Raw genomic sequence first — 14,375 nt, forward strand, 5'->3', positions numbered from 1 at the left:
CCTCTTCAGCGCGCCAGCCGTACATCGGCGTAGCGGAACACCGCCACGTCGCCGACGGTGGACACCACCTTCGCGATCTTCTTCGGGTTGTAGGCCCAGTAGGCCGCGTAGTCGAAGAAGCCGCAGTCCAGCGCCTCGTCGTGGACCACCTTGATCATCTTCTGCCAGCTGGCGTTCTGGACCTTCGGGTCCTCGGCGGCGAGCGCCTCCTTCACCGCCGCGTCGACCGCCGGGAAGGTGGTGCCCAGCGGATTGCCGGCGCCGGTCGGCGCGAAGTGGTAGAGGTAGTAGTCGTAGGGCCCGGTGTCCTGCGAGTCGGTCAGGATGGCGGCCGCGTACTTGCCGCTGCGGAAGGTGCTGAAGAACTGGCCGAAGGTCATCAGGTCCAGCTTCACGTCGATACCGATCTGCGCCATCTGGCTCTTGAACAGCTCGGCGATGGTGCGCTGGTTGTCGAAGCTCGCCAGCGTGATCTGCGGCTTGGGGTTGCCGAGCTCGGCCATCAGCTGCTTCGCCTTCGCAAGGTCGTGCGGGTAGCCCTTCACATCCGGGTTGTAGCCGGGCATGCCCTGGCGCACGCGCTGGGTGTGGACCTTGCCGCGGCCGCCCAGCTGGGCGTCGATGTAGTCCTGCGGGTTCATCGCATGACAGACGGCTTGGCGCAGCTTGGTGCTGTCGAAGGTCTTGACCGTGTCCATCATCTGCAGGTGCCACAGCACCGAGGGGAACCAGCTCACCTTCATGCCCTCGCGCTCGGCGCGGGTAGCGATCGAGGCGTTGGTCCAGACGATATCGACCTGGCCGGTGCGCAGCGCGTTGTAGAGGCTGTCGGCATCGTTGATGTGGGTCACCTCGATGCGGCGCACGCCCACCGTCTCGGGCGCGTAGTAGCCGTCGTAGTAGCTGACCACCTGGCGCAGGCCCTTGACCACGTCCTTGGCCTCGTGCTTCCAGGGGCCGGTGCCCACCGGCGCGGTCTTCCAGCTGCCGCTGTCGAGTGCCTTCGGCGACACCATGTACGCGCCACGGCGTGCCAGGTTGGGCAGGAGGTTCGGCGAGGGCCGCTTGAGCAGCACGTCCACCCGCGTGGGCGAGACCGCCACGAACTTGTCCACGCCGTCCATCACGCCGCGCCACTGGCCGGGCGTGTCGCGCACGCGCTCGAGGTTCTTCACCACCGCGGCGGCGTCGAAGGGCGTGCCGTCGTGGAAGGTGACGCCCTGGCGCAGCGTGATCTCGACCTTGGTCGGGCTTTCCTTCCAGGCAGTGGCCAGGCGCGGCACGATGGCCACGCCGTCGGGCGACATCTCGGCCAAGCCCTCGTAGACCAGCGAGGTGTAGGTGCTGTTGGCCTTGGTCAGCGTCTCCCAGTCGTCCAGCTGCTGGTTGGTGCCGAAACGCAGGGTCCCGGCCGGCTCGGCAGCCGCCAGGCCGAGCCAGCAGGCCAGGCCCGCCGCGATGGTGAGGCGCAGGATGCGCGCGCGCATGGTCATCAGTTCTCCTCCAGATCGTGGGTGATGGGTCTCAGCCGCCCTGTTGTTGCTCTGTGAAGGAATGTTGACAGTTTCCCTATTGGGCATAAACATCTCGAACGAGAAGAATCACTTTCGAGATTGGAAAGAATGTGGACCGACTGACCTGCATGGCCGTGTTCCGCAAGGTGGTGGAGCGCCACAGCTTCAGCGATGCGGCGGAGGAGCTCGCGATGTCGGCGGGCTCGGTGAGCAAGTACGTGGCGGCGCTCGAGACGCACGTGGGCACGCCGCTGCTGGCGCGGACCACGCGGCGCATCAGCCTCACCGAGGCCGGCCGGACCTACTACGCGAGCTGCATCCGCATCCTCGACGACATCGAGGAGGCCGAGAAGACCGCTGGCCGCCTGCACCCCACGCCGCGCGGGCTGCTGAAGGTGCGCGCGCCGGTCTCGCTGGGCTCGGCGCACCTGGGCCGCAGCATCGCGGACTTCCTTGCGTGCTTCCCCGAGGTCAAGCTGGAGCTGACGCTGAACGACTATTTCGTCGACCCGGCCGAGGCCGGCTTCGACGTCTCCATCCTGATCGCCAGCAAGGACCGCGAGCCCATGCGCGGCGCGCGGCCGATCGGCCGCATGGCGCGCGCGATGGTGGCCTCACCGGCCTACCTCGCGCGTCATGGCGAGCCGGCGACGCCGCAAGAGCTCAAGCGCCACAACTGCATGGTCTACAACCGCGGGCAGCTGCCCGACGAGTGGCACGTGACTGCGCCCGGCGGGGACCGCACCGTGCGGGTGACGGGCAACTGCCGCTGTAACAACAGCCTGGTGCTGCGCGAGTCGCTGCTGGAAGGCGCGGGCATCGGCCTGCTGCCGACCTTCCTGGTGGCCGACGACATCGCCGCCGGCAGCCTTCGCGCGGTGCTGCCCGAGTGGGCACCCGAGTCGCGCACGCTCTACGCCGCGTTCCCGCAGCCGCGCCAGCCCTCGGCGAAGGTGCGCGAGTTCGTGGACTTTCTTGCGCACAGTTTTGCGGTGGACAGCCAGTGGAGGCTGGCGTTCGAGTGACATCGTGATGCGTGATGCGTGATGCGTGATGCGTGATGCTGCCTGCGCGCCGCGGAAGGTGGTCTGCGGCCCGGGCTCCTACTGGGGCGGTCGGCGCTTTGCGCCGACTCCGTTGCGGTGCTCGCCTGGGGGCGGCGCCGCGGAACTCGCTACGCGCCCTGCGGGCGCTGCGCTCAGACAGCCGCGGCGAGTCAGTTCACGAAGCGCGCCTGTCCTTCGGCAGGCGCGCCCGCCCCCAGGCTGCGCTCCTCACCGCCCCAGAAGTCGCCCGGTCCGCAGACCACCTTCCGCGGGGGACACGTCGGGGTTGATCAATACCGACCCCCACGCCGCGGCGGTTCGGGTCTTTGGATACTGGCACACCGTCTCTCGCAAAGGTGCCTGCGGGTGTGCGGGGCGGCGTGCCTCTGTGGCGCCGAGAAGCGCAGTGCAGCCGGCCGCACGCCTGCCGAAGGACAGGCGTGCTTCGTTGTCTGACTTGCCGCGGCTGTCTGAGCAGAGTGAACGAAGTGAACGTCGCGAGTTCCGCGGCAGGCCGGCTGCGCGAGCATCGCAGGGGAGTCGGCGCGAAGCGACGACCGCCACAGTGGCACGCCGCCCCGCACACCCGCAGGCGCCTTTGCAGCGCGCAGAACCTACTACCGGTGCACAACAGAGCGATCCCACGTGGATCGCCAAGAGACCTCAGTAGGTCCCCGGGTAGGCCCCGCCATCGGCCAGGATGTTCTGCCCGTTCAGATACCCCGCCTGCACGCTGCACAGAAAAGCGCAGATCGCGCCGAACTCCTCCGGCGTGCCGAAGCGCTTCGCCGGGATGGTCTTCTTGCGGTTCTCCCACACCGCATCGAAGTCCTGTCCCGACTTCTTGGCGGCGCCCGCCATGGTGCCCTTCAGGCGGTCGGTCTCGAAGGCGCCCGGCAGCAGGTTGTTGAGCGTCACCCCCCGCGCCGCGATCGCGCTGCGCGCCACGCCGGCCACGAAGCCGGTGAGCCCGCTGCGCGCGCCGTTGGACAGGCCGAGGATGTCGATCGGCGCCTTCACCGAGCTGGAGGTGATGTTGACGATGCGCCCGAAGCCGCGCGCCGCCATGTCGTCGATCGTGGCCTTGATCAGCTCGATGGGCGTGAGCATGTTGGCCTCCACCGCCTTGATCCAGGCCTCGCGGTCCCAGTCGCGGAAGTCGCCCGGGGGGGGACCGCCGGCATTGGTGACGACGATGTCGAAATCCCTGTGCGCCGCGAAGGCCGCCGCGCGCCCCTCGGGCGTGGTGATGTCGGCGGCCACCGGCTTGACCCACGGGCCACCCGCACGGGCGGCCGCCTCGAGCTTCTTCGCCGCCTCGGCCAGTGCCTCGGCACCGCGCGCCACGATCACCACGTTCACGCCCTCGCGCACCAGCGCCTCGGCGCAACCGTAGCCCAGCCCCTTGCTGGCGCCGCACACCAGGGCCGTGCGGCCCGTGATTCCCAGATCCATGATCGATTCCTTCAGGGCTTCAACGCCCTGTTCTCGTGAAAACAAAAATGCCCGCGATCACCAGCACGGTGCCGGCCGCGATCCACGCGGTGAAGGGCTCGCCAAGAATCAGCGCACCCATCACGACCGTCGACATCGGCCCGATCATGCCCGTTTGCGCGGCCATCGCGGGGCCGATGCGCTCGATGGCCATCATCACCGCCAGCACCGGCAGCGCAGTGCACACGATGGCGTTCAGCACCGACAGCCAGATCACCTCGGGCGCCAGCTGCAGGACCGTGTCCAGCGGGCGCAGCACCGCGAACTGCAGGATGCACAGCACGCAGGCCACGCCGGTCGCCAGCCCGACCAGCCGCAGCGAGCCCAGGCGCCTGACGAACTCGCCGCTGGCGACCAGGTAGATCGCATAGCTCACCGCGCTCAGGAACACCAGCAGCGCGCCCCAGGCGGCCGCGCTCGACTGGCCCAGGCTCATCTCGTGGCCGAAGACCAGCAGCACGCCCGCGTAGCTGATCGCCATGCCGGCCATCTGCCAGCGCGTGATGCGGCGGCGGTAGGCGATCCAGCCGAACAGCAGCACCAGCGTCGGGTTGAGGTAGAGGATGAGCCGCTCCAGGCTGGCCGTGATGTAGGCCAGGCCGGCGATGTCCAGGAAGCTGGCCAGGTAGTAGCCCGAGAAGCCCAGTCCGATCACGCCCATCCAGTCGCGCCGCGTGAGCGCCGGCTTGCCGCGCCCGGCCCACCAGGCCATGAGCGCGAACAGCGGCAGCGCGAACAGCATGCGAAGCATGATCAGCGTGATCGCGTCCACCCCGTACCGATAGGCCAGCTTGACGATGATGGCCTTGCCGCTGAAGGCGATGGCCCCCACCGAGGCGAGCGCGAGGCCGGGGCCGAGGCGCTTGTGCGCGCGCGGTCCCGCGGCGGCCTGGACGGAGGACATCGGCGATCAGAATCCGGCAGCGAGGCCGTCGCGGCGAGCGTCGCTCGCGGCCACATAGCCTTCGACTGCCGGCTCGCCCGCGCGCCAGATGAACTGGCCGGCGCCGAAGTCCTGGTAGGAATCGTTGATCACCTCGACCTTGTGGCCGAGCGCGCCGAGGCCTTGCACGAGTTCCGGCTTCATCGCCGCTTCGGCGTTGATCTCGAGCCCCTGGTTGAAGCGCCAGCGCGGCGCGTCGCACGCGGCCTGCGGGTTCTGGCCATGGTCCAGCATGCGGACCAGGGTCTGCATGTGGCCCTGCGGCTGCATGTTGCCGCCCATCACGCCGAAGCTCATCACCGGCTGCCCGTCCTTCGTCAGGAAGGCAGGAATGATGGTGTGGAAGGGGCGCTTGCGCGGCTCCACCACATTGGGGCTCTTGGCGTCCAGGCTGAAACCGTGGCCCCGGTTCTGCAGGCTGATGCCGAAGGTCGGCTCCACGCAGCCGGAGCCGAACCCCATGAAGTTGCTCTGGATGAAGCTCACCATCATGCCGCTCTCGTCGGCCGCGGTGAGGTAGATCGTGCCGCCCTTGATCGGGTTGCCGGCCTTGAAGTCCTGCGCCTTGTTCACGTCGATGAGTCTGGCACGGGAGGCGAGGTACGCGCCATCGAGCATTTGCAGCGGGGACGCCTCCATCGACGAGGGGTCCGACACATAGCGGTAGGTGTCGGCGAAGGCCAGCTTCATCGCCTCGATCTGCAGGTGCTGCGAAGCCACCGAGTCGACCGGCATCGAGGCCATGTCGAAGTTCTGCAGGATGCCCAGCGCGATCAGCGCCGCGATGCCCTGGCCGTTCGGCGGCATCTCGTGCACGGTGTAGCCGCGGTAGTCCTGCGCGATCGGCGCCACCCACTCGGGCTTCCAGTTCGCGAGGTCGCGCACCTTGAGGCTGCCGCCGTTGGCGCCTGAGAACTTCTCCAGCGCCTCGGCGATCTCGCCGCTGTAGAAGGCATCGCCCTTGGTGTCGGCGATGGCCTTCAGCGCGCGGGCCGCGGCCGGAAAGCGGAACAGTTCGCCGACCTCGGGCGCACGCCCCCAGGGCAGGAAGGCCTCGCCGAAGCCGGGCTGCGACTGCAGGATCGGCGTGGCGGCGGCCCACTTCTGCTGCACCACCGGCGGCACGAGGTAGCCGCGCTCGGCGATCTCGATGGCCGGCGCCATCAGGTCCTCGAAGGGCAGCTTGCCGAAGTGCTCGGACAGCGCGACCCAGCTGCCCACGGCGCCGGGCACCGTGACCGAATCGATGCCGCGCTGCGGCGGCGTCCTGGCGTCCTTGCCGTACTTGCGCTGGAAGTACTCGGGCGTCCACGCGGCCGGCGAGCAGCCGGAGGCGTTGAGCCCATGCAGCTTCTCGCCGTCCCAGAGGATGCAGAAGGCATCGCTGCCCAGGCCGTTGCTCACGGGCTCGACCAGGGTCATCACGGCCGCGGTCGCGACGGCCGCATCGACCGCGTTGCCGCCCTGCTGCAGGATGCGCAGGCCGGCCTGGGCGGCGAGTGGATGCGAGGTCGAGACGACGTTGCGGGCGAAGACGGGGATGCGGGTGGAGGTGTAGGGGTTGGCGTAGTCGAATTTCATGGCTTCAGTCGCTGATGATCTTGCGTTCGATGATGATCTTCTTCCACTTGGCGGCGTCCTGCGCCACCATCGCCGCGAACTGCGCGGGCGTTCCGGTGGCCGGCGCGATGCCCAGCCTGGAAAGCTTGTCGCGCACTTCCGGATCGCTCACCGCCTCGTTGGCCGCGGCATTAACGCGCGCCACGAGATCGGCCGGCAGCCCCTTCGGCCCGTAGAGGCCGAACCAGGTGTTCGACTCGAAGCCCGGCAGTACGTCGGCGATGGCCGGCAGCTCGGGTGCCAGCGGGCTGCGCTGCAGCGAGGTCACGCCCAGCGCGCGCAGGCGGCCGTCGCGCACGTGCGGCATGCCGGTGGGCAGCGCGTCGAAGAGCACGTCCACCTTGCCGCTGATCAGGTCGGGGATCGCGAGCGCCGTACCCTTGTACGGAATGTGGGTGACGAACACACCGGCCTGCGACTTGAAGAGCTCCGCCGTGAGCTGCACGATGGTGCCGTTGCCGCTGGAGGCGTAGTTGAGCTTGCCGGGGTTCTTCTTCGCGTACTCGATCCATTCGCGAACCGTCTTCGCCGGCGAGCTGTTGGGCACCAGCATGATGCTGGGCGCGTCGCCCACATGCGCGATGGGCGCGAAATCGCGCACCGTGTCGTACGGCAGCTTCGGGTTGATCGCGGGCCCGATCGAATGCGTGCTGGTGGTGGCCAGCAGCAGCGTATAGCCGTCGGCCAGCGCCTTGGCCGCGAGGTCGGAGCCGATCGCGCCGCCGGCGCCCGGCTTGTTGTCGATCACCAGCGTGGCGCCCAGCTTCTCGCCCATCTTCTGCGACAGGGTGCGCGCGAAGAGGTCGGTGGCGCCGCCGGCCGGGAAAGGCACGACCAGGCGGATCGGCTTGTTCGGGTAGGCCTGCTGCGCGAAGGCGGCGGGCCATGCGGTCGCGCACAGCGCCAGGGCGCCGGCACGAAGAAGGGAGGACCTTTTCAGTTTCATGGGATCAGATTCTGAGGCTTCGGCGTCGGGGGCGTTCAAAAGCAAAAACGGCGCCCGAAGGCGCCGCTTGGCGAAGCCGGGAGGCTCAGTCCACCTCGACGAAGGCTTCCTCGCGCTTCGACTTGACTGCGGGCAGCAGCACGATCACCACCATCAACGCAGCAGCGACCAGCAGCCCGGCCGAGATCGGCCGCGTGACGAACACGCTCCACGAGCCGCGCGACAGCAGCAGCGCGCGCCGCAGGTTCTCTTCCATCATCGGTCCCAGGATGAGCCCCAGCAGCAGCGGCGCCGGCTCGCAGCCCAACTTGATGAACGAGTAGCCCACGATGCCGAAGATCGCGACCATCCAGACGTCGAAGGTGTTGTTGTTGGTCGAGTACACGCCGATCGCGCAGAACAGCACGATGGCCGGGAACAGCCAGCGGTAGGGAATCGACAGCAGCTTGATCCAGATGCCGATCAGCGGCAGGTTCAGGATGATCAGCATCAGGTTGCCGATCCACATCGACGCGATCAGGCCCCAGAAGAGCTCCGGGTTGCTGGTCATCACCTGCGGGCCGGGCTGGATGTTGTGGATGGTCATCGCGCCCACCATCAGCGCCATCACCGGGTTCGGCGGAATGCCGAGCGTCAGCAGCGGGATGAAGGAAGTCTGCGCGCCGGCGTTGTTGGCCGCCTCCGGGCCGGCGACGCCGCGGATGTTGCCCTTGCCGAAGGGAACCTCGCCCGCCTTGAGCTTCATCTTCTTCTCGAGCGTGTAGGCCGCGAAGGCCGACAGCAGCGCGCCACCGCCGGGCAGGATGCCGAGCGAGGAGCCCAGCGCCGTGCCGCGCAGCACGGCGGGGAAGCCGTTCCTGAAGTCGGCCTTGGTCGGCCAGAGGCCATGCACCTCGGCGGTGAAGACCTGGCGCTCCTCCTCGGGCCGTGCCAGGTTGGAGATGATCTCGCCGTAGCCGAACACGCCCATCGCGATCACGATGAAGCCGATGCCGTCGGTCAGCTCCGGGATGTCGAAGCTGTAGCGCGCCACGCCCGAGTTCACGTCGGTGCCGACCAGGCCGATCAGCAGGCCCAGCACGATCATGCAGATCGCCTTGAGCAGCGAGCCCGAGGCCAGCACGACGGCGCCGATCAGGCCCAGCACCATCAGCGAGAAATATTCGGCCGGGCCGAACTTGAAGGCCAGCTCGGTCAGCGGCGGCGCGAAGGCAGCCAGGATGAGCGTGCCCACGCAGCCGGCGAAGAAGGAGCCCAGGCCGGCCGCCGCGAGCGCTGGACCGGCCCTCCCCTGCTTGGCCATCTGGTGGCCGTCGATCACGGTCACCACCGATGACGATTCGCCCGGCAGGTTGACCAGGATGGCGGTGGTGGAGCCGCCGTACTGCGAGCCGTAGTAGATGCCGGCCAGCATGATCAGCGCGGCCACCGGCGGCAGTGCATAGGTGGCCGGCAGCAGCATCGCGATGGTGGCGACCGGGCCGATGCCCGGCAGCACGCCGATCAGCGTGCCCAGCAGGCAGCCGACGAAGGCGTAGATCAGGTTCTGCAGCGTGAAGGCCGCCGTGAAGCCGATGGTCAGGTTGTTGATGAGATCCATGGCAGTCGCTCTCAGCCGGTGATGAAGGTGGGCCAGACCTGGAACTGCAGCTTGAGCAGAACCACGAAGGCGACATAGCTGCCCACCGCCAGGATGGTGGCGAGGACCAGGCTTGCTTTGAGGCTGTAGTGCTCGCCCGCGAGACCCGCGACCAGCACCAGCGCGTAGATGGCGGCGATCAGCCCCATGGCAGGAAGCCCGATGCTGGGCAGGCCACCGAGCAGGATGCCGAAGATCAGGTTGGAGCCGATGATGAAGGCCAGCGGACGCCAGGCGATCTTGCCGACCGGTTCACCGTCCACCGTCTCGATGACCAGCGAGGTGAAGATGACGATGATCCCCAGGATGCCCAGCAGGATGCCCAGCATCAACGGAAAGTAGCCGGGCCCCATGCGGGCACCGGTGCCCACGCTGTAGGTCGTCGCTCCCCATGCGAAGGCAATGCCGACGATGGTGAACATCAGACCCGCGAAAAAGTCCTTCTGACTTTTGATTTTCACGAACTGTCCCCTCGAAAGATTTCGAACAGCGGATTGTGGGGTCAGCTACCGGTCAGGATCGATGTGGATACCACCTAGCGTGAGGTTAGGGTTACTCCGGAGGGACGGCCGTGCAGGTCGCACTACTCGAGCGGCGGGGTGGCGCTCAGCACTTCGTCCACCGTGGTCAGCCCTTCGGCCACGCGCAGCGCACCGGCCAGGCGCAGCGGCCGCATGCCGTCGACCACGGCCTGGTGCCGCAGCGCCGCTACGTTGGGTTCCTTGTCGACCAGCGTCTTGAAAGGCTCGCTCACGGTGAGAAGCTCGTAGAGGCCCATGCGGCCGCGGTAGCCCGTCATGCGGCAATCGACGCAGCCGACCGGCTTGTAGGCACGCACCGAGCCGGTGATCTGCCAGGGCTTGACGAAGGCGCCGAGCTGCTCGCGCGTGACGCTCTCGTCGGGCGCCTTGCAGTGCGGGCAGAGCGTGCGCACCAGGCGCTGCGCCAGCACGCCGAGCATGGTGGCGTTGATCAGGTAGTTGGGCACGCCCAGCTCCATCAGCCGCGTGATCGCGCTGGGCGCGTCGTTGGTGTGCAGGGTGCTGAAGACCAGGTGGCCGGTGAGCGCGGCCTGCACTGCCATCTCGGCGGTGGCGAGGTCGCGGACCTCGCCCACCATGATGATGTCCGGGTCCTGCCGCATCAGCGCGCGCAGGCCCTCGGTGAAGCCGAAGTCCAGTTGCGGCTGCACCTGCGTCTGGTTGAAGGAGGGCTCGATCATCTCGATCGGGTCCTCGATGGTGCTGACGTTGACCTCCTCCGTCGCCACCCGCTTGAGCGTCGAATAGAGCGTCGTCGTCTTGCCCGAACCGGTCGGCCCCGTCACCAGGATGATGCCGTGCGGCCGCGTCACCAGCTGCTCCCAGCGTTGCGCGTCGTGCTGCGCGAAGCCCAGCGCATCGAGGTCCTTGACCGCCGTGTCGGGGTCGAAGATGCGCATCACCATCTTCTCGCCGAAGGCGGTGGGCAGCGTCGAAAGCCGCATTTCGACTTCGTCGCCGCGCATGTTGCGGGTCTTGATGCGGCCGTCCAAAGGCCGGCGCTTCTCGACGACGTCCATGCGGCCCAGCAGCTTGATGCGCGAGACCATCGCGTTCATCACGCCCATCGGCATCTGGTAGGCGGGGTGCAGCACGCCATCGATGCGGAAGCGGATCACGCCCTGGTCGCGCCGCGGCTCCAGGTGGATGTCGCTGGCGCGCTGGTCGAAGGCGTACTGCCACAACCAGTCGACCACCTGCACCACGCTCTGGTCGTTGGCGTCGAGCTGCTTGTTGCTCTTGCCCAGCTCTACCAGTTGCTCGAAGCTCGCGCCGCCCGCGCTGCCGCCGGCCTTCTGCGCCGCGCGCACCGACTTGGCCAGCGAGAAGAACTCGGCCGTGTAGCGCTGGATGTCGGTCGGGTTCGCGACCACGCGCCGAACCGGACGGCGGGCCTGCCGCTCCACCTCGGCGATCCAGTCCGTGAGGAAGGGCTCGGCCGTCGCCACCACCACCTCCGCCGGGGTGACCTGCACCGGCAGCACCTTGTGGCGCTCGGCATAGGCGGCGCTCATGGTGTCGGCCACCTTGCCGACGTCGACGCGCAACGGGTCGATCCGCAGGTACGCCAGCCCGGCGCGGCCCGCCAGCCATTCGCTCAGCATCTCCAGGTCGAGCGGCTTGCCATCGCCCCGGCGCGTCATCGCGACATTGGCCAGCCGCACCAGCGGCGGCTGGCGGCTCTCGGCCTGGGCGCAGCGCGCCATCGTGCGCTTGGCCTCCTCGGGCGAGATCACGCCGTCCTTCGCAAGCCACTCGATCAGGTGCCGCAGGTTGAGCGGCCCTTCGGGGCGGGGCGCGGAAGCGGAGGCGGGAGAGGTCAGGGCGCTCATCGATCAGCAATCGGTTTGAACACCCGCAGCCACTTGGGCGCGGGCAGGCCCCAGCGAGTCTGGATGCTTTGGGCGCGCTCGGCAAGCGCCGGGCGCTTGGGCCTGCTCGGGCTGCGCTGGGCCAGCACGATGGTGTTGCCTTCGCGCGTCGGCCGGAAGGTCCACAGCGCTTTCTCGCCAAATGCGGCGGCGATCTTCTCGACGCTGCGCTCGTAGCTCGAGGAGCGGCCGAAGAGATTGACCGTCATGCAGCCGTCCTCGGTCAGCAGCCGGCGGCAGTCGGCATAGAAGTCCTCGCTGTCGAGCACGGGCGCCGCGGCCTCGTGGTCGTAGAGGTCGACCTGCAGCGCATCGACCGTGCCCTGCCACGCCGGCTTGCGGATCTCGGTCTGCGCATCGGCCACCACCACGCGCAGCTTGGCGTCGTCGGCCGGCAGCTTGAACCAGCCGCGGCAGGCCGCCACCACCTGCGGGTTGAGCTCGATCGCGGTGGTGCGCATGCGCAGCGCCTTGCGGCTGAACTTGGTGAGGCTGGCTGCGCCCAGTCCCAGCTGCATGGCGTGGCGCTTTGCCACCTCGGCCGGGTCGACGAAGAGCAGCCAGGCCATCATGCGTTGCACGTACTCGAGCTCGATCTCGAAGGGCGCGTCCAGCTTCATCGAGCCCTGGACCCATTCGGTGCCCAGGTGCAGGTAGCGCACATCCCCGAAGTCGGAGAAGTTGACCTCGGGCAAGGCGCGCTTCATGGGACGGGCAGGTGCTGCGCGATCACCTCGCGCCATGCCGCCGCCTTGCGATCGAAGTTCCAGGATGCATGCGCCGGGCTTGACGAGGGCAGGCGATGGACCGGCACACCCAGCGTGCGCGTGTGCCGCGCATGCCTGAAGCTCTCGCCGCCGTTGTGCGCGATGGCGGCCAGGGCCGGCAGGCGCAGGCTGGCGATGTCGTTCGGCACGGCGTCGCGGATCGCCGCATCGAGGCTGCCCTCGCGCCTGCAGCGCCCGTACACGTCCCACACGCCGAGCCCGCGCGCGAGCAGCCATTCGCTACGCTTTTGATAGCTGTCAGGCCCCATGGGCAGCGGGCTGTCGGGCCAGATGGCTTGCAAGATTCTCCAGAACTGGTTTTGCGGGTGCGCATAATACTGCTGCTGCGCGATCGACCGGGCGCCCGGAAAGCTGCCGAGAATCAACAGCACAGTCGCTTCCGACACGATGGGCGCCAAGCCGGTCAGCACGGCTTGCGCTTGGTACGGGTAGCCGTCGGGTCGATTCGTCACGCTCGTGAGCATAGAAGTAAAAAAAAACCCGCCGCTGGCGGGTTTTCCGTAGGCGCCGGGAAGCGGGTCAGGGCTTCTTCACAGCTTCGTTCTGGGGCGTGCCCGGGATCTTCTCGCCGATCTTGTCGCCCACTTGACGCGTCTTGTCGGCAGCAGCGCCGGCGGTGTTGCTCACGGCGGTGCCGGCCTTGCTGGCGACATTCCCTGTCGCATCCGCAGCCTTCGCGGTGCCGCTCTTGGTGGCGTTCCAGGCCTTCTTGGTCGTCTTCTTGGTGCCTGTCCAGGCCTTCTTGGTGCCGCTCTCCGTCGCCTTCACGGCCTTCTTGGTGCCGCTCTTCGTGGCATCCCAGGTCTTCTCGCCTGCGTTCTCCGCCTTCTCGACCGTGCTCGGCTGTGCGCTCGGCTGAGTCTGGGTCTGCGCGGCTGCCGAGAGGCCGATGGAGGCCAGCGCCAGCGCCAGCGCGGCGGGCAACCAGCGAATCGATGATGTCTTCATGGGGAAAGCTCCTTGTGGATGTTGGAGTGACGAACTTGCCACCGTCTTGCAACGGCCACTCCAACAGCAAGGATGACACCAAAAGCGCGCCCGAAGCCTCGTTTGCGCAATATGCGCCATCGGCCTACGCGCTTCGCCGGCGATCCGCCGACGCCCCGATCAGCGCCGACAGACGCGGCAGCGCCGACATCGCGTTGCGCGTGGTGGCTTCGGCCAGCACCTCGGGCGCGATGCCGCGCAGGCCCGCCAGCACCTCGGCGATGCGCGGCAGCTCGCCCGGCTCGTTGCGGCCCTGGGGCTGGCCCGCTGCGCGCTGCGCTTGCGTGCGATAGAGCCACTGGGGCTGGATGTCGGGCGAATCGGTCTCGAGCACGATCGCCTCGAGCGGCAGCTCCGTCGCGAGGCGGCGCAGTTGCAGCGCACGCTCGAAGGTCAGCGCACCGCCGAAGCCCAGCTTGAGCCCGAGCGCGAGACAGGCCTGCGCCTGCTGGGCACTGCCGTTGAAGGCATGGGCGATGCCGAGCCAGTTCCCTTCGGGCCCGACCTGGCGCAGATGCTTGAGCACCTGGTCCACCGAACGGCGTACATGGATGATCACTGGCAGCCCGTGCTTGCGCGCGAGCTGCAACTGAGTGTGAAAGAAGTGTGCCTGCTTGTCGGCGTCGAGCCCAGGCACGAAGAAGTCGAGCCCGATCTCACCCACCGCGACCAGCCGCGGGTCGTCCCGCCGGGCCGCGAGTTCGGCATCGAGCTGCGCCAGGTGCTCGTCCCTCGCCTCGCCCGTGCACATGGGATGGATGCCGAGCGCGTAGGCGTCGTCCTGCGCATGCGCGAGCTCGCGCACGCTTGCGAAATTGGCGACCTCCACCGCGGGAATCACGCACAGGGCCACGTTGCGCTGCGCCGCGCGCGCACGGACCACGGGCATCTCGCCGCCGAACTCCGGCGCATCGAGGTGGCAATGGGTATCGACGAAGACAGCCATCGGCGGATGATGCCCGAACGTATGCACAGGCGCGGAAAG

Annotated in this window: 13 protein-coding genes; 1 reads left to right on the forward strand and 12 read right to left on the reverse strand. The window is 68.1% G+C overall.

The features are described 5' to 3' along the window. Positions 1–5: 5 nt before the first annotated feature. Positions 6–1,493 carry an ABC transporter substrate-binding protein gene (locus E5P3_RS24045; RefSeq protein ID WP_162588242.1) on the reverse strand — a complete coding sequence of 496 codons (1,488 nt, stop codon included), beginning with the start codon at positions 1,491–1,493 and terminating at the stop codon, positions 6–8. Between the two features lie 131 nt (positions 1,494–1,624). On the opposite strand from E5P3_RS24045, the gene E5P3_RS24050 reads away from it, so the two are divergent. Then, positions 1,625–2,539, forward strand: coding sequence for a LysR family transcriptional regulator (locus E5P3_RS24050; RefSeq protein WP_162588243.1), 915 nt, complete (start codon positions 1,625–1,627; stop codon positions 2,537–2,539). 684 nt (positions 2,540–3,223) lie between these two features. Here E5P3_RS24050 and E5P3_RS24055 read toward each other — a convergent pair. From E5P3_RS24055 to E5P3_RS24105, 11 genes are all read right to left on the reverse strand, one after another. Further along, complete coding sequence (locus E5P3_RS24055) at positions 3,224–4,015, reverse strand: SDR family oxidoreductase (protein ID WP_162588244.1); 792 nt, start codon at positions 4,013–4,015, stop codon at positions 3,224–3,226. 19 nt (positions 4,016–4,034) lie between these two features. Beyond that, complete coding sequence (locus E5P3_RS24060) at positions 4,035–4,958, reverse strand: DMT family transporter (protein ID WP_162588245.1); 924 nt, start codon at positions 4,956–4,958, stop codon at positions 4,035–4,037. Positions 4,959–4,964: 6 nt separating this feature from the next. Continuing rightward, positions 4,965–6,578, reverse strand: coding sequence for a gamma-glutamyltransferase family protein (locus E5P3_RS24065; RefSeq protein WP_162588246.1), 1,614 nt, complete (start codon positions 6,576–6,578; stop codon positions 4,965–4,967). A gap of 4 nt (positions 6,579–6,582) precedes the next feature. Continuing rightward, positions 6,583–7,563, reverse strand: coding sequence for a Bug family tripartite tricarboxylate transporter substrate binding protein (locus E5P3_RS24070; protein WP_443083264.1), 981 nt, complete (start codon positions 7,561–7,563; stop codon positions 6,583–6,585). Positions 7,564–7,648: 85 nt separating this feature from the next. Next, entirely contained in the window at positions 7,649–9,163 is a 1,515-nt protein-coding gene (locus E5P3_RS24075; RefSeq protein WP_162588247.1) for a tripartite tricarboxylate transporter permease, read from the reverse strand. A gap of 11 nt (positions 9,164–9,174) precedes the next feature. After that, complete coding sequence (locus E5P3_RS24080; RefSeq protein WP_162588248.1) at positions 9,175–9,663, reverse strand: tripartite tricarboxylate transporter TctB family protein; 489 nt, start codon at positions 9,661–9,663, stop codon at positions 9,175–9,177. A 122-nt stretch (positions 9,664–9,785) separates the two neighbouring features. Further along, positions 9,786–11,576, reverse strand: coding sequence for a GspE/PulE family protein (locus E5P3_RS24085; RefSeq protein WP_162588249.1), 1,791 nt, complete (start codon positions 11,574–11,576; stop codon positions 9,786–9,788). Continuing rightward, the gene (locus E5P3_RS24090) at positions 11,573–12,322 is read right to left on the reverse strand and encodes a spermidine synthase (RefSeq protein ID WP_162588250.1); all 750 of its coding nucleotides are present in this window, start codon (positions 12,320–12,322) and stop codon (positions 11,573–11,575) included. Before E5P3_RS24090 ends, E5P3_RS24085 begins: the two co-directional genes overlap by 4 nt. Continuing rightward, positions 12,319–12,867: a DNA-deoxyinosine glycosylase gene (locus tag E5P3_RS24095; protein WP_162588251.1), complete on the reverse strand. Its 549-nt coding sequence runs from the start codon at positions 12,865–12,867 to the stop codon at positions 12,319–12,321. Before E5P3_RS24095 ends, E5P3_RS24090 begins: the two co-directional genes overlap by 4 nt. A gap of 55 nt (positions 12,868–12,922) precedes the next feature. Continuing rightward, entirely contained in the window at positions 12,923–13,351 is a 429-nt protein-coding gene (locus tag E5P3_RS24100) for a hypothetical protein (protein WP_162588252.1), read from the reverse strand. 124 nt (positions 13,352–13,475) lie between these two features. Continuing rightward, on the reverse strand, positions 13,476–14,336 hold the full coding sequence (locus E5P3_RS24105; protein ID WP_162588253.1) for a TatD family hydrolase: 861 nt from the start codon (positions 14,334–14,336) through the stop codon (positions 13,476–13,478). Between the last annotated feature and the right edge of the window lie 39 nt (positions 14,337–14,375).

It is taken from the genome of Variovorax sp. RA8, assembly GCF_901827175.1.
Taxonomy (GTDB): Bacteria; Pseudomonadota; Gammaproteobacteria; order Burkholderiales; family Burkholderiaceae_C; genus Variovorax.